The 18,688-nt window shown below is 58.1% G+C and carries 17 protein-coding genes; 12 read left to right on the forward strand and 5 right to left on the reverse strand.

Annotated elements, in window-relative coordinates; translation table 11 throughout:
- Positions 1-42: 42 nt before the first annotated feature.
- Genes K3G63_RS11095 through K3G63_RS11105 form a run of 3 tightly spaced genes read left to right on the forward strand, consistent with a single transcriptional unit; the run spans position 43 to position 2,944 of the window.
- Entirely contained in the window at positions 43-783 is a 741-nt protein-coding gene (locus K3G63_RS11095; protein ID WP_220614197.1) for an XRE family transcriptional regulator, read from the forward strand.
- A gap of 52 nt (positions 784-835) precedes the next feature.
- Entirely contained in the window at positions 836-1,612 is a 777-nt protein-coding gene (locus K3G63_RS11100) for a hypothetical protein (RefSeq protein ID WP_220614198.1), read from the forward strand.
- A 3-nt stretch (positions 1,613-1,615) separates the two neighbouring features.
- On the forward strand, positions 1,616-2,944 hold the full coding sequence (locus K3G63_RS11105) for a site-specific integrase (RefSeq protein WP_220614199.1): 1,329 nt from the start codon (positions 1,616-1,618) through the stop codon (positions 2,942-2,944).
- A 1,288-nt stretch (positions 2,945-4,232) separates the two neighbouring features.
- On the opposite strand, the gene K3G63_RS23165 is transcribed toward K3G63_RS11105, so the two are convergent.
- Positions 4,233-4,448, reverse strand: a complete 216-nt coding sequence (locus K3G63_RS23165) for a DUF3641 domain-containing protein (protein WP_409070866.1) — start codon at positions 4,446-4,448, stop codon at positions 4,233-4,235.
- 302 nt (positions 4,449-4,750) lie between these two features.
- Here K3G63_RS23165 and K3G63_RS11115 point away from each other — a divergent pair, with 302 nt between their 5' ends.
- The 9 genes from K3G63_RS11115 to K3G63_RS11155 all read left to right on the forward strand — a co-directional run bounded on the left by K3G63_RS11115 (position 4,751) and on the right by K3G63_RS11155 (position 14,125).
- Positions 4,751-5,296 carry a hypothetical protein gene (locus K3G63_RS11115; RefSeq protein ID WP_220614201.1) on the forward strand — a complete coding sequence of 182 codons (546 nt, stop codon included), beginning with the start codon at positions 4,751-4,753 and terminating at the stop codon, positions 5,294-5,296.
- An 84-nt stretch (positions 5,297-5,380) separates the two neighbouring features.
- Entirely contained in the window at positions 5,381-5,869 is a 489-nt protein-coding gene (locus tag K3G63_RS11120) for a cupin domain-containing protein (RefSeq protein WP_259404418.1), read from the forward strand.
- Between the two features lie 225 nt (positions 5,870-6,094).
- Positions 6,095-6,946, forward strand: a complete 852-nt coding sequence (locus K3G63_RS11125; RefSeq protein WP_220614202.1) for an aldo/keto reductase — start codon at positions 6,095-6,097, stop codon at positions 6,944-6,946.
- 164 nt (positions 6,947-7,110) lie between these two features.
- A complete protein-coding gene (locus K3G63_RS11130) occupies positions 7,111-8,034 on the forward strand; it encodes an AraC family transcriptional regulator (protein ID WP_220614203.1) in 924 nt (307 codons plus the stop codon).
- Positions 8,035-8,320: 286 nt separating this feature from the next.
- Complete coding sequence (locus K3G63_RS11135) at positions 8,321-8,953, forward strand: (2Fe-2S)-binding protein (RefSeq protein ID WP_220614204.1); 633 nt, start codon at positions 8,321-8,323, stop codon at positions 8,951-8,953.
- A 5-nt stretch (positions 8,954-8,958) separates the two neighbouring features.
- Complete coding sequence (locus K3G63_RS11140) at positions 8,959-9,945, forward strand: xanthine dehydrogenase family protein subunit M (RefSeq protein WP_220614205.1); 987 nt, start codon at positions 8,959-8,961, stop codon at positions 9,943-9,945.
- A 53-nt stretch (positions 9,946-9,998) separates the two neighbouring features.
- Positions 9,999-12,338: a xanthine dehydrogenase family protein molybdopterin-binding subunit gene (locus K3G63_RS11145; RefSeq protein WP_220614206.1), complete on the forward strand. Its 2,340-nt coding sequence runs from the start codon at positions 9,999-10,001 to the stop codon at positions 12,336-12,338.
- A gap of 1 nt (position 12,339) precedes the next feature.
- Entirely contained in the window at positions 12,340-13,098 is a 759-nt protein-coding gene (locus tag K3G63_RS11150) for a carboxymuconolactone decarboxylase family protein (RefSeq protein WP_220614207.1), read from the forward strand.
- 46 nt (positions 13,099-13,144) lie between these two features.
- Positions 13,145-14,125, forward strand: coding sequence for an aldo/keto reductase (locus K3G63_RS11155; protein WP_220614208.1), 981 nt, complete (start codon positions 13,145-13,147; stop codon positions 14,123-14,125).
- A gap of 137 nt (positions 14,126-14,262) precedes the next feature.
- Here the strand turns inward: K3G63_RS11155 and K3G63_RS11160 are convergent, their stop codons facing one another.
- The 4 genes from K3G63_RS11160 to K3G63_RS11175 all read right to left on the reverse strand — a co-directional run bounded on the left by K3G63_RS11160 (position 14,263) and on the right by K3G63_RS11175 (position 17,938).
- The gene (locus tag K3G63_RS11160) at positions 14,263-14,940 is read right to left on the reverse strand and encodes a flavodoxin (RefSeq protein ID WP_259404419.1); all 678 of its coding nucleotides are present in this window, start codon (positions 14,938-14,940) and stop codon (positions 14,263-14,265) included.
- Positions 14,941-15,022: 82 nt separating this feature from the next.
- A complete protein-coding gene (locus K3G63_RS11165; RefSeq protein WP_220614209.1) occupies positions 15,023-15,490 on the reverse strand; it encodes a nuclear transport factor 2 family protein in 468 nt (155 codons plus the stop codon).
- Between the two features lie 54 nt (positions 15,491-15,544).
- A complete protein-coding gene (locus K3G63_RS11170) occupies positions 15,545-16,777 on the reverse strand; it encodes a PQQ-dependent sugar dehydrogenase (protein ID WP_220614210.1) in 1,233 nt (410 codons plus the stop codon).
- A gap of 78 nt (positions 16,778-16,855) precedes the next feature.
- On the reverse strand, positions 16,856-17,938 hold the full coding sequence (locus K3G63_RS11175; RefSeq protein ID WP_259404420.1) for an aldo/keto reductase: 1,083 nt from the start codon (positions 17,936-17,938) through the stop codon (positions 16,856-16,858).
- Positions 17,939-18,688: the final 750 nt, after the last annotated feature.

The following is an 18,688-nucleotide window of genomic DNA, read 5'->3' on the forward strand; positions in this document are numbered from 1 at the left end:
TCACAAAGTCCGTTGATTTGTGGAAATCCTGCACGAAAAACCATGATTTCTATAACCACAGACCGGGCTCAGCGACTACGCCAGCTACGTGAGGATAGCGGGCTCACTCTTGAGTTTGTTGGGTCTAAAATTGGCAAGAGCCACGAATCTGTGCGACGGTACGAGAACAATCCGCACGCGAAGATCAAGCCTGAAGCTCTTCAAATTCTTGCTCGTCTTTATAAGACCTCGGTTGAATACATAAAGACGGGTAAACATCCTCTTTCTAATCCTGTAACTGGTCAGGTTTCCGCTTTCCCAAATGATGTATATGCGGAAGGATTCCTGATAGATATGTACCCCGTGGATATTCCTCACTTAGACCCTAATGCTCGTGCTAGTTTTATTGAATTAGGTTTAGCAGGCAGCAACTTTGACTTATCTCACTTAGATACAGTACGCTTATATGTAAGCGGCCCCGAGGAAGCAGCACGTTATAAAAATGCCCTGGTGTTCACCGTCGCAGGTGACAGCATGGAGCCGCTTATGTACACTGGTGACCGTGTAATTGGCTGGCAAATTCCTGAGTCCAAGTGGGAGCAGGTGCACAATAAGGTATGTGTCATTGCCTACGATGAGACGGTGACCATTAAGGCCATTCGGGAAAACGAACTATTCACAAAAGGCCTGCTCACCTTACGCGCCCAAAACCAAGAAGCTGGCTTCTTACCTGTTCGCCGTGAACAAATCAGTTCCTTATGGCAGATAGAGGAGTTTTTCGACCGGCCTAAGGTAAGGCTGTAGATTTGATATGATCAATTTCAAAATAAATCCCCTTCACTTACTTTATATACCCATGTTCACACGATTACTCTCTTTGTCGCTTCTGTTTGTTTCCTCAGCATCTTACGCACAGGAATACACTAAAATCACACGAGACTTACGCTTAGTGAAAAGCGATAAGGTTTTATTGTATAAATCCCTTGCTGATACTTCTAGCGCTCCAGCATTTGAGAATAACGGCAAAACACCTGGATATTATTATGTGGTAGGCACTACGGCATCCCCTAATTGGGTTGCCGTTGAATTCAAGAACAAGGTTTATTTTACTAAAAGAACAAATGTGCCTTCGCTCGAAGAAGGATTGGCAAAAGTACTAGCCGACTCAAAGAAGAAGGATGAGAAGCTAACGGCCCTTGATGCCAAAAACGGGTTTCGCACCTATCATTTTGGCGATGATGTATCTACAATACCCAATCTGAAAGAGATTGAGAAAGATGGAGATACAAAGTTTTACAACAAGACAGACGAGAACCTAAAGATTGGAGATGCCAACCTTAAGGATATTGTTTATGGCTTTTATAAAGGCAAGCTTTATATCGTCATGATTAATACGAAGGGCTTGGTGGATAGCAGGAAGGTGTACGATGCTCTGGCCTCGCAATATGGGGGCGGTTATCAAAGCAATAAATACTTGGAGAAATATTATTGGTTTGGAGATAAAGTAACGGGTTCGTATGATGAAAATACCCTTACGCATGATGCACTTATTTCTTTTTCTAGCACAGAGATAAGCAAACAAAAAGCGGCAGATAAAAAACAGGCTGCTCAAAAGGCTGGTGCTGATTTGTAATAAATGACTATCCGGTTCTACCTACACAACAACGCCACGGAGGGCCGGCATCCAATCTACATCGAGGTGCGCTGGGCCAAACACCCGGCTGCGGAATTCGGCACGGCCCCCGTTGTGCGCATGGGCGTGCGCGAATCCGTGCTCAAAAAATACTGGACCAGTAAGCAGCGGGTCAGCACCCAGGACCAGCGGGCTACTCGCATCAACCGCAAGTTGGGCAAGCTCTATAAAGTAGCCGAGGACCTGCTCGACGATGCGGAACGGGATAAGCTGAAGGTATCGCCGGAGCAGATGCGCACGGCCCTGCTTGCGGAACTGAACCTAGTAGAAGCCCCTACCCCTACCTCAGCTGCAGAGGAGCCCGAGGCCCCGGCCATGCCGACTATTTGCAGCGTAGCGACCGACTGGAAGACCTTCTACAAGGCCAAGCACACGCCCAACTACCTGCGCAAGATTGACCCGGTAGTGACCCACTGGGAAGCCTTCCGCCCCGGCACCACGCTGGAGGAGCTGCTACCCGACCCGAAAACCAAACGTTCGGACTTAGTGGAGCAGTGGTGCAACTACCTCATTGATGAGGCTCCCACCCGCACGGGCGGCATCGGCCTGGAGTCGAACACGGTAGGCCGCTACCTGAAAGGCCTGCGGGCCCTGCTCAAGTTCGCCGGCCATCCGTTTGCCTGGCTGACGGATGAGTATTCCTACGAGGTAGAGATTGAGCCGCTGCGCTTCGAGGAAGTCATGCAGCTCTACCAGACGCCCATGCCCACGGAGCACCTGACCAAGGTGCGCGACGTGTTCGTGTTCAACTGCTTTACCGGCCCTCGCTTCGGCAACCTGCGGGCGCTGGAGCCCTCCGACGTGGTGCAGGACCGGGGCGACTACATCCTGGAGTACGTGCAGTTCAAGGGCCAGCGCAAAAAGCTAAAGGTGCGCGTGGCCCTTGATGACATTGCGCTGGAAATATGGCAGCGCTACCACGGCCGGCTGCCCGTGCCCGTCAGCCAGGAAATGAACGAGAGCATCAAGGAAGCCGCCCAGGCGGCGGGCCTTACCCGTCCCATCAAGCAGGTGCGCCAGCGGGGCCCCCACCGGGTAGAGCGGCGCGGCCCGCTCTGGGAGTTCATTACGGCCCACGTGGCCCGGCATACCTTCGCCACGATGCTGCTGGACGGGGACGCCGATCTGGGCCAGGTGCAGGACTCGCTCGGTCACTCGGCTATTCAGACCACGCGCCGCTACGCCAAGAGCCGGGAGCAGAAGCGGCACCAGGCTACCAAGTCCGCGTTTCAGAACTTGCGCGCGTCACACACTGAGTCTCCCAGTGTGTGAACTTCCCCGGCAAACAATGGAAAAGCGCGGTAAACTATGGCAAGTTGCCTACTGCCTAAAACGGCTCTACTTGCCATAGTTTACCGCTTCTTACCGCAGGCTGCCATAGTCTACCGAACGCATCAACTTCCTACGTGACCACATCCAATTCGTACAACACCCTGTAAACTAAGTGTTTGCAGGGTGTTTTCGTTTACAGGTAAAACATAGGTAAAACAACAGAACGTTTTACCTGAATTGGTGATCTCAACAGCCGTGTTGATTGTCGTGGGCCTGACCTTGACTCTTGAGGAAGTGGGCGGCCCTATAGTCAGGTTGCACAGGGAGCATTCAGCTGTTCAACTGCCGCAGTGGTTCCCAACGACTAGTGTACGTTGCTTAACTACTTGGTGTGTGCACGAGCAAAAGTACGTACTCGCACTCCCCCTAATGCAGGCCAATAAGTGCCCACTCTGAAGATGAGCACCGATGATCTATTAATAGCTAACTCCGTTGTCCCTAGCCCGACGTCAGACAATGTCTGAGATACACGGCAGCAAAACTCGTTACACATCCATCGATGTCCTGCACCCACACCTGATGTCGGTCATGCAAATTCATCGAGTTCTTCCAAGATGTCGAAATGAGCACTTGGTAGTGTTGGCACAGCGTGAACAGCGTTGTGAGAGTCACGTTGGCCTTGCTCGATTCTTTGCAAAATACGCACACCAGATCATCCAACACCCGTCGGTGTTAAGAAGTGAGAGTTTCACCCCCAACTGGAATGGCGTTCGACTGTAGCGGGCGCAAAGTCACTGTCACTTTTTTGGCATAATGACGAAGAACTCTTGGACAAGAGCAGCAGGGTCAGTCCAAGCTCACATTCTACTGCCGCCCGGTAAAATAACGCATTAACTCAGGAGAGCAATATCATGTGTGCGCACGACATGGAGGTACCTTTATTACCCTCCCCCCGTCGTCGTACGAAACCGACCTACCCCCCACCATTCGAAAGTGCTTCGGCCAATTGCTGAATTTTATGTAAAGAAAGTTGGCGGCAGAATGAGCGTCGGCAGGGATAATGATGTACGTGGCCCTTGTCGAGTCAGGCAATCATCCGACAGCGTCTGGCTCTGGGACAACGTCAGTTCCAGGACGCCGCGCTGCTATTTATATCTCACCACCGAGTACAGTTCACGACCGACATTACCCCTTCACTTGACCATGCGTCGTCGTTAGCCATATAGTGCCAACGTTCTGAGACAGTCCGTGGTCGAGCAGACACGCAGAGCACTATCATCAAGACCACCTATGCGGTCTTCCCATCGCAGCTGAAGCCGTTGCCGGCGGTGCTACTGTAGCAGTCCTGGTCGATTACCACAACGCGTTCGGACAGAACTACTGCATCGAAGGCTGAAATGTGACGCACGATGCTGGCGACTCTCAAGTTGGGTATGTGAGTGAAGTCACAGCCGTAGAGGTAGCCACCTCTGCTCACGAAATGATGTTGCGGCACGGCACGCACACCGTAATTGACTGCCCATACAGCCGGGCTTCGGGCTGTCTCTACCTAAAGGGACGTACCGGTTTGAATCTCATACCCATTGGTTTGATTTTCATTATGCACCCCATGCCGACCTCCAGACCTTTGTAGAAGCAAGTACCATGTGCCGCTCACAGCGATACACCTGCCATTCACGCATGACAACGGGGCAGCTGTTGAACCGGGTTTTGACGGCACTAATTCGCTCATAAGCAGGCACCTGCCTCGTACGTGAATAGACTGCTTGTGGTACACTACCAACGTTGGTTACGGTCGGGATGCACATGAAAGGTTTTAAGGCTTACCTGATAGACACGACTTCCGGTTCGCTGCCGGCTTCCAGACGCCGCGACTACTCTAACATCACTCTACTTTCAGGTAAAGGTTTGTCGGACGGCACCGGCCGGGAAACTGAGCGGGAGGGCACGTATCTGCTGCTGGGGCATCCGCCTCCACAAGCTTCTGTAAACTGGTTGCCACTCCGCCAAACGGGCTATGGTTGTCTCTTTACCGAGGCGTTTGTCAACGAGTGCAGCCTGACTGGTGGAAGACAGCCGTGGTCGCTGCTCACCAGCATGGGACGGAGCATCTTTTGGCTTCCCAACGAGCAGGCCGCCTACCTGACGGGCCTGTTTCAGCAGATGCTGACTGAGCAACAATCAACCTACCCGTTCAAACACGAGTTGTTGCGTAGCTACCTGCACTTGGTCCTCCACGAGGTCATGCGTCTGCCCCCTCCTCCTTCCATGTTCCGTTGCTACATCCACCTTCCTGGCTCAGCCGGCGGGATGCGCTCTAGCTGGAGAAGTCGCCAACGCTGCTGGTTCTAACCTCTTATGCAGTAGAGTAAGCCTACCACCGGCTGCCCGGTTGCCCTGGGTACTTACTTCCACTTAACCTCAACCACCCGCACGATGACACTAACTGCTATGGGGCTGTGCGCCCTGCTCAGCTGGGTTGCGCTGCCCGGCTTGGCGCAATCTCACAACCCCGCTGCTCCGGGCACATTGCAGGGCCCGATCTTTCCCCAAGGGGAGCGGGCTCCCGCGCAGCATTTCACGGGCACCGTGTGGGTTAAGCCCTTGGTAGACGACGACAGTACCTATCGGTGCGTGGTGGGCAACGTCGTGTTTGAGCCCGGAGCCCGCACCCACTGGCACCGCCACCCTGCCGGACAGATCCTACTGGTCACCGATGGGGTGGGCTTCTACCAGGAAAAGGGTCAGCCCAAACGACTCCTGCGCAGGGGTGACGTCATTCAGGCTCGGCCCGGTATTGAGCACTGGCACGGTGCATCGTCCACGCAAGCAATGACCCACGTCGCCATCGTGCCCAACACGGAGAAAGGCGCGGCCACTTGGCTGCAGCCCGTCACCGACGAGCAGTACCAGCGCACGAAATAACCGAGGGCACTATGTTGCACCATCGGCAAGGACTCCAGACGCCGAGCTGTTTGAATTTTATACTCATTGGTTTGATTCTCTTTTTCGGACCGGTGCGAACCGCCGGACCTTTGCAGGGCAACTTTCCAGCGGCTACGTCCGTGCTGCTATCCAGTGTCTGGTGAGCCGTACAGCCTGGCGTGGCAGCGGTACGCAGTCTTTTCCTCCCCTTTTTAGGTAGAAACCATGCAAACAGTAACGTTAAACAACGGGGTAAAAATGCCCGTGCTGGGCTTCGGCGTGTTCCAGGTGCCCGACTCTGCCGAGTGCGAAACCAGCGTCCTGGAAGCCATCAAGGCCGGCTACCGGCTGATTGACACGGCTGCTTCTTACATGAACGAGGAAGCTGTTGGCAACGCCATCCGCAAGAGTGGCGTGCCGCGCGAGGAGCTGTTCATCACCACCAAGCTTTGGGTACAAGACGCCAGCTACGAAGGCGCCAAACAGGCGTTTGAAACGTCTCTGCAGAAGCTCGGGCTCGATTACCTCGACCTCTACCTCATCCACCAGCCTTACGGCGACGTGCACGGAGCTTGGCGCGCCATGGAAGAGCTGTACAAAGCCGGCCGCATCAAAGCCATCGGCATCAGCAACTTTGCCCCGGACCGGGTGATGGACTTCCTGGTGCACCACGAGGTGAAACCGGCCGTGAACCAAGTGGAGACCCACCCCTTCCACCAGCAGATCGACACCCAACAGTTCCTGCATGAAAACGGGGTGCAGATCGAATCGTGGGGGCCGTTTGCCGAGGGCAAGAACGACATCTTCCGCAACGAGGTGCTCAGCGCCATTGCTGGCAAGTACCAGAAAACGGTGGCCCAAGTCATCCTGCGCTGGCTCACGCAACGCGGGGTGGTGGCCATTCCCAAGTCGGTGAAGCCCGAGCGCATGGCCGAGAACTTCAACATCTTCGACTTCGAGCTGAGCCCCGAGGACCTGGACGCCATCAAAGCATTCGACACCAAAGCCAGTCTCTTCTTCGACCACCGCGACCCGAACATGGTCAAGTGGATCAGTGAGCGAAAGATCCACGACTAAGCAACGCGCCCAGTACACATCCGCTGGTCGGCAACGCGTGCATTAAGCCCAACCCGAGAGCCCTGTGCTGGGGCTCTTGGTATTTGTCCCTTGGGCGCCCCAATCAGTGCCGTTTTCTTATCTTCCCTACCTGGCCCCTCTGCGGGCGCTGATGCCGTTAGTGTATGAACGCTACCCACCCCGAAGTCGCCCCTACGGCTGGACCGATCAGCGGCCACCACGAGTTGAACCCCCAAGAGCTCAAGCTGAAGGGGTTCAAAGCCTACGCGGTGGACACGGCGGCCGGCCCGAGCCACGACTACCGCCGGCGGGACTTTTACAAAGTGGCGCTGGTGACCAGTCCCTGCACCGTGCACTACGCGGACCGCAGCATCCCAATCAGCGAGCCCAGCCTGATGTTTGCCAACCCGCATATTCCGTACGCTATCGAGCTACACGACCCGCGGCTAACGGGTTACTCTTGCCTCTTTACCGAGGCGTTCATGAAGGAGAACGACCGTTCGGAAAGCCTGCAGCAATCGCCTTTGTTCAAGGTCGGGGGCACGCCCGTGTTTCACCTCGACGATGCGCAGGCGGCCTACGCAAAGGGCATCTTCGAGAAGATATTGGCCGAGCAAGGCACCGAGTACCTCTACAAGGGCGACCTGATCCGCACCTACCTGCAGCTGCTTATTCACGAGGCCCTGCGCATGCAGCCTACCGAAAGCTTCGTGCAGCACAAAAACGCTTCCTCCCGGATTACGGCGCTGTTTCTGGAGCTGCTGGAGCGGCTGTTTCCGGTGGAGAGCCCGGGTCAAGCCATGCCGCTGAAAACCGCCCAGGACTTCGCTCAGCAACTCGGCGTGCATGTGAATCACCTGAACCGGTCGGTGAAGGACGTGACCGGCAAGCCGACGACCGCTCACATTGCCGAGCGGGTCATTACCGAAGCCAAAGCGCTGCTGCACCATACCTCATGGAGCACAGCCGAAATTGCTTACAGCCTGGGGTTTGAGTACCCCACCTACTTCAACAACTTCTTCAAGAAGCACACCGGCACCACTCCCCTCGCCTTTCGGCGGGATGCCGAGCGGGTGGCGGAGGGGTAGTCCGCCGCCTTGACGCGCGCCGAGCGATTACACTTATCAAACGATTCAGTAAGGGTTTCAAACAATACCGGCGCGGCGGGCAACTTCGTCGTTTTCAGCGGGTATATTCCGGAAAGGCGCCACGGAATGTGAGTTCGCCCAAGCTCCTCCGGTCCCCAGTGCTGGCGGTACAGGCCGTCCGCTTGGAGTCCAACGCCGCTGGCCAAGAACGTGAAAACCAGCAGTTGCTTACTTCCCGTGGCCCACATTCGGGGCGGACGTTCTTCATCTTCACTTCCTTTTTGCCATGCTCTCTGACTTGTTCCCCCCCGCTGGCACACCGCAGCCGGAAGACGGTTCGCGCCGCTCGTTCATGAAGCAGGCCGGCGGCATCCTCGGCTTGGCGCTGGCACCGCCGCTCGTGAGCCAGGCCGAGCGCCTGACGGCCTACTCCAAGGTCATCCAGGGCGCCACCGATATTACACTGCGTGTCAACGGGCAAGCGCATACGGTGCGCATCGAGCCCCGCGTAACGCTGCTCGACGCCCTACGCGAACGACTAGACCTGACTGGCACCAAGAAAGGTTGTGACCACGGCCAGTGCGGGGCTTGCACCGTGCACGTCAACGGCCGCCGTACGCTCGCGTGCCTGACGCTGGCGGTGATGGCGCAGGGCAAGGAAATTACCACTATCGAGGGGTTGGCCAAAGGAGACCAGCTGCACCCCATGCAGGCAGCTTTCCTCAAGCACGACGGTTTGCAGTGCGGCTATTGCACGCCAGGTCAGATCATGTCGGGCGTGGCGTGCGTGCAAGAAGGTCACGCCACCACCGACGCGCAGGCACGGGAATGGATGAGCGGCAACCTGTGCCGCTGCGGTGCTTACCCCAACATCCTGGCCGCCGTGCGCGAGGTCGCCACCCAACAAAGCAAAGGCTAACGGCGATGAACGACTTCAGCTACACCCAGGCGGCTACGGCCAAAGAGGCCACGACTCTGCGCAAGGACACGCCCACAGCCGCTTACATCGCCGGCGGCACCACGCTGCTGGATTTGATGAAGGCCCACCTGCAGGAGCACCCACAACTCATCGACATCAACGCGCTGCCGTTCAGGGGCATTGAGCAAACCAAAGATGGCCTGCGCATCGGGGCGCTGGAAACCATGAGCGACGTGGGCGAACATCCGCTGGTGCTGCAGCAGTTTCCGGCCGTGTCGCAGTCCTTACTGCTGGCCGCTTCGCCGCAGCTGCGCAACATGGCTACTGTCGGGGGCAACCTGTTACAGCGCACACGCTGCGGCTACTTTCGCGACCCGGCCTTCCCCTGCAACAAGCGCGTGCCCGGCTCGGGCTGCCCCGCCCAAGACGGCGACAACCACAACTTGGCCATCCTGGGGGTAAGTGAGAGCTGCATTGCCAACTCCTACCCCGGCGACTTTTCGGTAGCGCTGGCCGCCTTTGATGCGGTGCTGACCCTGGAAAAAGGCAAGGGCAAGCAGCGGCACGTGCCTCTCACGGACTTCTACCGGCTGCCCGACAGCACGCCCCACATCGAGACGGTGCTGGAGCCTGGGGAACTGATTGTCGCCATCACGCTTCCCACAGCCGTCCCCGCACAGCGCTCGACGTACCTGAAGGTGCGGGAGCGTAGCAGCTACGCCTACGCCCTGACCTCAGCTGCCGTGGGGCTGGACGTGCAAGCGGGCACCATTCGCGCGGCCCGCGTGGCACTGGGCGGTGTGGGCGCGCAGCCTTGGCGCAGCCGCGAAGCGGAACGGACGCTGGTCGGCCAGCCGGCAACCGATGCCACCTTCCGGGCGGCTGCGGCAGCCGCTCTGCAGGGAGCTCAACCTCGGGAGCACAACCGCTACAAGGTAGAGCTGGCACAAAACACGCTCGTGCGTGCCCTACAGCAAGTAGCAGCGGGGTAATTACCAACCGACTGTCACCCGCTATTGTCGTTTTCCCAGCCAAACGCTCCCCAATGGATACGGAACCCCAATTCTTCGACACCAACGCAACGCCGGGCGTCGTGGGTCAACCGCTGAACCGCGTCGACGGCTGGGCGAAAGTAACCGGCCAAGCCAAGTACTCGGCCGAGTACAATAGCCTGCCGGGCTTGGTGCACGCGGTGCTCAAAACCAGCGACGTAGCCAAGGGTCGCGTCACTGGCTTCGATACCACCGCCGCAATGAAGCAGCCGGGCGTGGTGGCCATTCTCACCCACCAGAATTTGCCCAAGCCGGTCAAAGTACCGGACTCGCAGGTCAACAAAGGCACGTTAAACTCACCCATGGGCTTCTTCCCGATGCTCTCGGACGAGGTGCACTACGCCGGGCAGCCCGTGGCTATCGTGGTTGCCGATACGCTAGAGCACGCGCAGTACGCGGCGGCCCTGCTCAAGGTGAATATTGCCCCAGAGACACCCGTTTCCTCTTACCAGGACCCCAAGGCAGAGCGCTACGTGCCGAAAAACGTCAAGGGTACGGCGGGCGTCACCAAGCGCGGAGATGCTCAAGCCGCCTTTCAGAGTGCCCCAGTGCAGTTGACAGCCACCTACACCCACGCTACCAACCACCACAACCCAATGGAGCCGGGCGCCACCACGGCCCACTGGGAAGCGCCGGACCGCCTCACCGTGTACGACACCACCCAAGGCGTGTCGGAAACGCAGAAAACACTGGCCCTGATGCTGGGTCTGGCTACTGAGCAGGTGCGCGTGGTGACCAAGTATCTCGGCGGCGGCTTCGGCTGCAAAGCCTGGGTGTGGCCCCACGTAGTGCTGGCCCCACTTGCGGCCAAAGCCGTGAGCCGTCCGGTGAAGCTGGTGCTCACACGCCAGCAACAGTACACCGGCATGGGCCACCGCGAAGAGCAAGAGCAGACGCTGCGCCTGGGCGCGACCAAGGACGGCAAGCTGCTGGGCATCGTGCACGAGAAAACCTCGACCACCTCGCCCTGGGATGACTATGCCGAAACCAACAGCCGCATCATCAATATGCTCTACGCGCTGCCGGCTTTCGAATCGACCTACCACCTGGCCAAGGCCAGCGTGATGACCTCGACATCGACGCGTGCCCCCGGGGACATGCCTGGCTCGTTCGCGCTGGAATGCTCTATGGACGATTTGGCTTATCAGCTCGGTATTGACCCTATTCAGCTTCGGCTGCTCAACTACGCCGAGAAAGACCCCACCAACGGGCACCCGTGGTCGAGTAAGAGCCTCAAGCAGTGCTACCAGCGCGGCGCCGAGCTGTTTGGTTGGAACAAGCGCAATCCCAAAAACGGGCAGACCCGCGACGGCAAAACCCTGGTCGGCTGGGGCATGGCTACGGCCTCGTACCCCGTGCACAACTCCCAGGGTAATGCCCGGGTGCGTCTCTACGCCGACGGCCGCGCTGTCGTACAGGCCGGTGCCACCGACCTGGGCACGGGGACCTACACCATCATTACCCAGGTAGCGGCCGACGCGCTGGGTTTGCCGCCTGAGAACATCCGCTTCGAGCTGGGTGACACCATCTTGCCTAGCACGCAGTGGTCGGGCGGTTCCACAGCCGCCGGGCGGGTATCTTCGTCGGTGTACCTGGCCGCGCAGGACGTGTGGCAGAAACTCATCAAGTTGGCCGTCGCGGACAAGAACTCGCCGCTGTATGGTGCTAAATCCGCCGACGTGGAGATGGGCAACGGCCGCCTGCAGCTCAAAGCGAAGCCTGCCACCGGGGAGGCGTTTACCGAAGTCATGAAGCGCGCCAGCCTGGGCGACGTGGAAGGCAACGCCCAAGGTCGCTACGGCAGCGTGTACCGGGAGCCAAGCGCTGCGGCCGATGCCGACATGAACAAGGAAGAAAAGGAAGCAGCCGCTGGGTATTCTATGCACGCGTTCGGCGCGCACTTCTGCGAGGTGCACGTGGACCCCGAACTGGGTACTGTACGCGTCGCGCGCTGGGTAAGCGTGATGAGCGCGGGCCGCATCCTCAACCCGAAGACGGCCCGCTCGCAGGTGATTGGTGGGACCATTTTCGGCATCGGCTCGGCCCTGATGGAGCAAACGGTACGCGACCCGCACTGGGCGCGCTACACCAATGCCGATCTGGCCAACTACCACATTCCGGTCAATGCTGATATCCCGGACATGACTGTTGACTTCATCGACGAGCACGACCCCCACGTCAACGCCATGGGCGTGAAGGGTATCGGCGAAATTGCCATCGTGGGCGTGACGGCCGCCGTTGCCAATGCCTTCTTCCACGCCACCGGCCGGCGTCTGCGCTCCTTGCCGATGACCCCGGACAAGGTGCTCGACGCCTTGCGCCAACCCGCTTAACATGACGCAATCCGCCTTCTGTGTACTGGTTCTAGCTGGCTGGTTCCTGCTGTTGGGGCAGTCCGCCCAAGCGCAAGGCAGAGCTCAGGTCCACGACGCGCTAACGTCCCGGCAACAAGTCCTCGTAACCATTTCGGCCCTCACGGCTAAAGGGGATTTGCCCCGGCTGCACCAGGCGTTGGAAAAGGGGTTGGATGCGGGCCTGACCGTAAACGAGGAGAAGGAAGCACTCGTGCAGCTCTACGCTTATTGCGGCTTCCCGCGCAGCCTCAACGGTCTCAACACCCTGATCAAGGTGTTGGAAGAGCGCAAAGCGAAAGGCATAACCGACGTGGTTGGCAAAGCAGCGTCGCCTGTTACCAGCACATCCTCCAAGTACGAGCGGGGCAAAAAGAACCTGGAAACGCTCACCGGCAAACCCGAAACCGGTCCCAAAACAGGATACAGCGCCTTCAGCCCCGAAATCGAGGTGTTTCTCAAAGAGCATCTGTTTGCCGACATTTTTGAGCGGGACGTGCTGACGTTTCCGGAGCGGGAGTTGGTCACCATCGCTGCGCTGACAAGCCTGGGCGGCGTGGAGCCAATGCTCCAGTCTCACCTGGGCATCGGGCTACACCTCGGTGTAACTCCAGGGCAACTCCGGCAGCTGCTGCAGGTAGCAGAAGCGAGTATTGGCAAACAGGAAGCCGATGCTGCCCGGGTCGTGCTGACCAAGGTATTAGCGTCGGGCACACCACCCAGCGCAGAAAAGCAGAAATAAAACGCACTTGACAAGCGACAAGGGCGACCTTTTTAACTCACACACAATGGAAAAGCGTAAAATCGGCTCTAGCGGGCTGGAAGTATCGGCGTTGGGCTTGGGGTGCATGGGACTGAGCTTCGGTCTGGGTCCCGGCGTGCCCCCTGCGGAAGCCATCAACCTCATTCAGGCCGCCGTGGACCGTGGCGTGAGCTTCTTTGACACGGCCGAAGCCTACGGTGAACTCAACGAAACAATCGTGGGTCAAGCGCTGGCACCGGTGCGCAAGCAGGTGGTCATCGCCACCAAGTTCGGCTTCAAAAACGGCGCTCCTGCGGAAGGCATGGACAGCCGGCCCGAGCGCATTCGGTTCGTGGTGGAGCAGTCGCTTCAGCGCATGAAAACCGATTACATTGACCTACTGTACCAGCACCGGGTGGACCCCAACGTGCCGATGGCAGACGTGGCCGGCGCTGTGAAAGACCTGATTCAGGAGGGCAAGGTGAAGTACTTCGGTCTTTCGGAAGCGGGCGTAGCTGCGATTCGCAGTGCGCACGCCGTGCAGCCGGTGTCCGCCTTGCAAAGCGAATACTCCCTGTGGTGGCGTGAGCCGGAGCAGAGCGTGTTGCCGACGCTCGAAGAGCTGGGCATCGGCTTTGTCCCCTTCAGCCCGCTGGGCAAGGGCTTCCTGACGGGTAAGATTGACGAAAACACCCAATTCGACAAGACGGACTTCCGCAACACCGTGCCCCGTTTCGCGCCGGAAGCTCGCCAGGCCAACCAGGCTCTCGTGGAGCTGCTGGGCACCATCGCCGCCGACAAGCAGGTTACCCCGGCTCAAATCGCGCTGGCCTGGTTGCTGGCGCAGAAGCCCTGGATTGCTCCGATTCCCGGCACGACCAAGCTGCATCGGCTCGAAGAGAACCTGGGCGCGGCTCAGGTGCAGCTGACAGCAGCTGACCTGCAACGCATTGAGCAGGCTCTCACACAGGTGGAAATTCAGGGCGCGCGGTATTCGGCACAAGCGCAACAAGCCATCAACCGGTAAGCAGGCGGCTTACGTCCCTTATTGTTTACTTACACGTCCGCCCTGGCTGCAGCACGAGACTGCGACCAGGGCGGACGCGTTGGTGAGTAGTACCATCGGCAACAGCGTGCCCAGCTACCGCTGTAGACACGGCGTTCCTACTTCTTGCTTAACAACTCGATTCGTTGCAAACAGTCCCTTACCTCTTGCTGCACCTGCTTTCCTTTTGCGCCTTCCATCACGAACAGCACGCCGTCCCGCTCGATGCCGCCTCGGGTTGAAAACCCGTCCAGAACGGTGCTCCTGGGAGTCAGAGCTTTGACCGTTTCCAGGCTGCTGCCCACCCCATACCCAGCATTGGTGTTGAACGGAACAATGGTTTTACCGCTCAGGTCGTATTGCTTCAGGAAGCTTTTCACCGGCGGCGGCAACTGCATCCCCCAGGTGGGGAAGCCCACGAAGACGACGTCGTACTGCTGCATGTTGGCAATCCGCGTGCGCAAAGGGGGCAGAAAGCCGGTTTCATTCTCCCGCACCACCTGCTGCACCGTGGTCTGGTAATGCGCGGGATAAGGCGTTTCCAATTCCAACGCCACCAAGGTTCCGCCTACTTCCTGGTGAATGAGGCCTGCCACCGCCTTGGTGTTGTTGGTGCGCGACAAGTACACGATCAACACTTTGCTGGGGTCTACAGTAGATTTCAGGGGAGCTTGGTCATCGTCCGTTTGAGAAAAGGAACACGCGGAAATCAACAGGAAGCAGACTACCAGCCAGCACGTCATGTAGCGGGTGAGCGGCTTCGTATCCGGCAGTCGACTGGTATCCTGGTTGCTCATCTGTTGGTGAAGTTGAAAGGTTGCGGCTACCAAGCCCCTATTGTGCAAGGCGGACAACCGCTGAATTGCGGCGCGTAGGCTGCTAGGGCGTAAGCAGACGGGTAAATGAAAGGGAGCCCAACTTCCACTTCCCGCGTTGCTGCACGTACACTTCCGTCACCACAAAGGGGTTAGTAACCTCGTTGCCGCCCACCACGGCCACTAGCTTGATCTTGCTGAGCAGAATAGCCGTGCGGTCGATAATCTGCACCGACGTCTCTTGAATATCCGCCTGCTTGTAGTGAATGCTCCCGTTGCGGATGACCGTGAGTTCCTGCTCCTTGCCCCAACTTCCACCCATGTGCACGAACACGGCCTTGTCATCAAAGAGGTCATCGAGCTTATCGACGTTCTTCTCAGCCATCCATTGCCACTTCGCCTTGGAGAGATTGGTGATTTCTCGTGCTGCCTGGGAGCCATCTTTGGTTGATGTGCTTCCGCCGTTTTGCTGAGCGTAGGAGCATTGCACGCTCAGTACGAAGAGCCAAAGTGCGAGAAAGGACGCTTTCATATCAGATGGTGTAGGAGGTGGACGTTGCTGCGTAGCCGTATGGATGAAAATCAGTTACGGCCGGTCGATTCGATATAATCGGCCCTGGTCGGTGATGGCATACAAGGCGCCGTCCGCCCCCTGCGTGATGTCGCGGAAGCGTTGCCCTTCACCAGCCAGTAGCCGCTCCTCCCCCACCACCCGGTTGTTGTCGATGACCAGGCGAACAATGTGCTGACCGCTGAGGGCACCGATGAACAGGTTGTTTTGCCACTCGGCGATGCGGTTACCCACGTAGAAGCTCATACCGCTGGGGGACACGACCGGGTCCCAGTAGTAAACGGGTTGCTCCAGACCCCGACTTTGCTGAATGCCGCCCAGCACGGGTTGACCACTGTACTCAAGGCCGTACGTGATGGTCGGCCAGCCATAGTTAGCGCCTGCCTGAAGCCGGTTGATTTCGTCACCACCCCGCGGGCCGTGCTCACTTTGCCATACCTCCCCAGTTACCGGATGAATAGCCAGTCCTTGCGGGTTCCGATGACCCATGGAGTACAATTCGGGGCGGGCACCTGCTTGCGCAAACACCGGGTTGCCGGGCACGGGCTGCCCCTCCTTCGTGATGCGAATCACCTTGCCCAGAGCCGACGTAACCGATTGCGCCTGGGCACGAGTGGCGTTATCGGCCCGTTCGCCGGTACTTACTACCAGGTTGCCCGTGCGGTCAAACACCACGCGGCCGCCGTAATGATTGACGCCAGCATACGCGGGCTCGGCACGGTAGATGACGGTGGCACCTTCAATGGTCCGTTCATCCGCCGCTAAACGCCCCTTGCCGATGGCGGTCAGGTTACCGCCTGGACGAGGTTCTGAAAACGACCAGTACACTATCCTGTTAGTGGCAAAATCCGGGTCGGCGCACACGCCCAGCAGCCCGCCCTGCCCAGCAGAATTGACTGCTGGCAGACCCGTGATGGGCGTGCTTACCGTGCCTGACGGGTTCACGATGCGCAGTTGTCCGGCTTTTTGGGTGATGAGTAGGCGGCCATCGGGCAACCCGGTGATGCCCCACGGGCTCGTCAACGCGGATGTAACGATAGTCGCCCGGTAGCTGCCAGCAGCGGTCGTGACCCCGTTAATCCGGGTTTGACCCGCAAAGGCTGGACGATACGTGGCGTTGGGTGCATTGGTCTCAACCGGTGACGTGGGCGAAACCGGCGGGGTAGGCGTCGCCGTTTCCTCTCCACCGCGGGAACACGACACCAAGGCAAGCGAATAACCAAAGATGAAAATCAGGTGCTGTTTCATGTTATTGCTCGAACGAGGTTGAATTGTCTGGTCCCCAACACCATTTTTACGGCGCAGGCGGTGTCGGTAAAATCAACGTCAGTTTTTGGGTGCGGCTTCCACCCCAGAAAATTGAAGCACCATCTGCGGCAGACGTTCCCCTTTGACCTGAATTTGGGCCAGCTCCGAGTTGAATTGCGTCAACTCATCGGCTGTAAACCGCACGGCATCGGCTCCGTTGTTTTCCAGCATGTGCGCCATCTGCGTAGTCCCGGGGATGGGCACAACCCACGGTTTCTGCGCCAGCAGCCAGGCCAGCGAGACTTGAGCAGGCGTAGCTTCCTTCCGAACTCCCCAGCGCTTCACCAGCTCCACCAGAGCCAGGTTATTGGGTAAGTTCTCCGGCGCGAACCGGGACTCGACCCCGCGGATGTCACCAGGCGCGAACCTGGTACCGGCATCAATAGCCCCGGTGAGAAACCCAACGCCCAGCGGGCTCCACGGCACGAAGCCTATACCGAGTTCCTGGCAGAGCGGAAGCACTTCTGCTTCCGGCCCCCGCCACAGCAGCGAGTATTCGTTCTGGATGGCCGTCACCGGGTGCACGGCGTGTGCACGTCGCACGGTTTGCAGGCCGGGCTCAGAGAGGCCGTAATGCAACACCTTGCCTTGACCGATGAGGTCTTTGATCGTGCCGACTACGTCCTCAATGGGTACCGCCGGATCGACGCGATGTTGGTACAGCAGGTCAATGCGGTCAGTACGCAAGCGTTGAAGCATGCCGTCGACTACGACCTTGATGTGGTCGGGTCGGCTGTTAAGGCCCGGCAGCCGCTGCCCAGTTTTCTGGTCGATGTTCCAGCCGAACTTGGTCTCAATGACGATTTTGTCGCGGAAGGGAGCCACGGCTTCGCCCAGGATGCGCTCTACCTCGAACGGGCCGTACGCCTCAGCAGCATCGAATAAGGTGACGCCGTTCTCGTACGCGGTCCGGATGATGCGGTGCATTTCAGCCCGGTTGGGAACCGTCGTCTGATACGTACGGCTCATGTTCTGCACGCCCAGGCCGATACTGGATACTTCCAGCTTTCCCAGCTTACGCCGCGTGCTCACTCGGTGTTTGTCGGAAGCAGAACGAGCCGAAGACGCCGGGGCCGACACCGTGCACGCAGTTGGCAGCATAGCGCCACCCGCCAGCAACAAACCCGCTTTCAGCATGTCGCGGCGATTTAGACCCGAAGTCGATTTTTCAAAGGATGCGTCCATGTTTTGTAAACAAGGGTTGGTGTGACGGCCATATGGGCGTCACATAGCTGAATGGCTCCAGCTTGCAGCTGACTTAACCGAGAATTAAGGAGCATGGAGAGCTCTACCACTCGTGACAAAGGTCCGGTGGAGGTACTACGCGTGAAAAAGGGATTCAAACCAATCAGTATGAAATTCAAACACTTCCCTGCCCGCGTCGTGTAAATTCGTCTGCGTTAACCAGCCGCCTCGTAGCCCCGCTTCCCCCTTCGTGCTATGTGTTTTTGGGCGGTGGTGGCGAAACAACATTTCGCGTCAAGCATTGTCGGGTCCGATTTCCTCTTGCACCCGGCTGCGAGAGCCGTAATGGTAGTTGAGCGATGCTGTAGTAAATGGCATGTGGTAACGTTGCTCGTGATGGTGCATGCTATACTTACACCATATGATCTTCCCTCTGCTCATGATCTGCTGCGAGCCTGCATGCAAGCCCGCGTGCCGCTGACCGACGGCGATTTTGTCATATTGCAGAGCTACCTGCGCCCGCTGAGCTTGATCAAACGACAGCACCTGCTTATGTCTGGTGCCCCTTCTACGCACTGAGCTTTCGTCACCTACGGTTGTCTGCGTAGCTATTTCATCAACCTGGACAGCTCCACAGCTTCGATGTACACCGCGCTCGGCTTCTGT

The sequence above is a fragment of the Hymenobacter sp. HSC-4F20 genome (assembly GCF_019599275.1).
GTDB lineage: Bacteria > Bacteroidota > Bacteroidia > Cytophagales > Hymenobacteraceae > Hymenobacter.

Coding starts and splice junctions, on each gene's coding strand:
- K3G63_RS11095 (WP_220614197.1), top strand. CDS start 43: ATGATTTCTATAACCACAGACCGGGCTCAGCGACTACGCCAGCTACGT.
- K3G63_RS11100 (WP_220614198.1), top strand. CDS start 836: ATGTTCACACGATTACTCTCTTTGTCGCTTCTGTTTGTTTCCTCAGCA.
- K3G63_RS11105 (WP_220614199.1), top strand. CDS start 1,616: ATGACTATCCGGTTCTACCTACACAACAACGCCACGGAGGGCCGGCAT.
- K3G63_RS11115 (WP_220614201.1), top strand. CDS start 4,751: ATGAAAGGTTTTAAGGCTTACCTGATAGACACGACTTCCGGTTCGCTG.
- K3G63_RS11120 (WP_259404418.1), top strand. CDS start 5,381: ATGACACTAACTGCTATGGGGCTGTGCGCCCTGCTCAGCTGGGTTGCG.
- K3G63_RS11125 (WP_220614202.1), top strand. CDS start 6,095: ATGCAAACAGTAACGTTAAACAACGGGGTAAAAATGCCCGTGCTGGGC.
- K3G63_RS11130 (WP_220614203.1), top strand. CDS start 7,111: ATGAACGCTACCCACCCCGAAGTCGCCCCTACGGCTGGACCGATCAGC.
- K3G63_RS11135 (WP_220614204.1), top strand. CDS start 8,321: ATGCTCTCTGACTTGTTCCCCCCCGCTGGCACACCGCAGCCGGAAGAC.
- K3G63_RS11140 (WP_220614205.1), top strand. CDS start 8,959: ATGAACGACTTCAGCTACACCCAGGCGGCTACGGCCAAAGAGGCCACG.
- K3G63_RS11145 (WP_220614206.1), top strand. CDS start 9,999: ATGGATACGGAACCCCAATTCTTCGACACCAACGCAACGCCGGGCGTC.
- K3G63_RS11150 (WP_220614207.1), top strand. CDS start 12,340: ATGACGCAATCCGCCTTCTGTGTACTGGTTCTAGCTGGCTGGTTCCTG.
- K3G63_RS11155 (WP_220614208.1), top strand. CDS start 13,145: ATGGAAAAGCGTAAAATCGGCTCTAGCGGGCTGGAAGTATCGGCGTTG.
- K3G63_RS11160 (WP_259404419.1), bottom strand. CDS start 14,940: ATGAGCAACCAGGATACCAGTCGACTGCCGGATACGAAGCCGCTCACC.
- K3G63_RS11165 (WP_220614209.1), bottom strand. CDS start 15,490: ATGAAAGCGTCCTTTCTCGCACTTTGGCTCTTCGTACTGAGCGTGCAA.
- K3G63_RS11170 (WP_220614210.1), bottom strand. CDS start 16,777: ATGAAACAGCACCTGATTTTCATCTTTGGTTATTCGCTTGCCTTGGTG.
- K3G63_RS11175 (WP_259404420.1), bottom strand. CDS start 17,938: ATGCTGCCAACTGCGTGCACGGTGTCGGCCCCGGCGTCTTCGGCTCGT.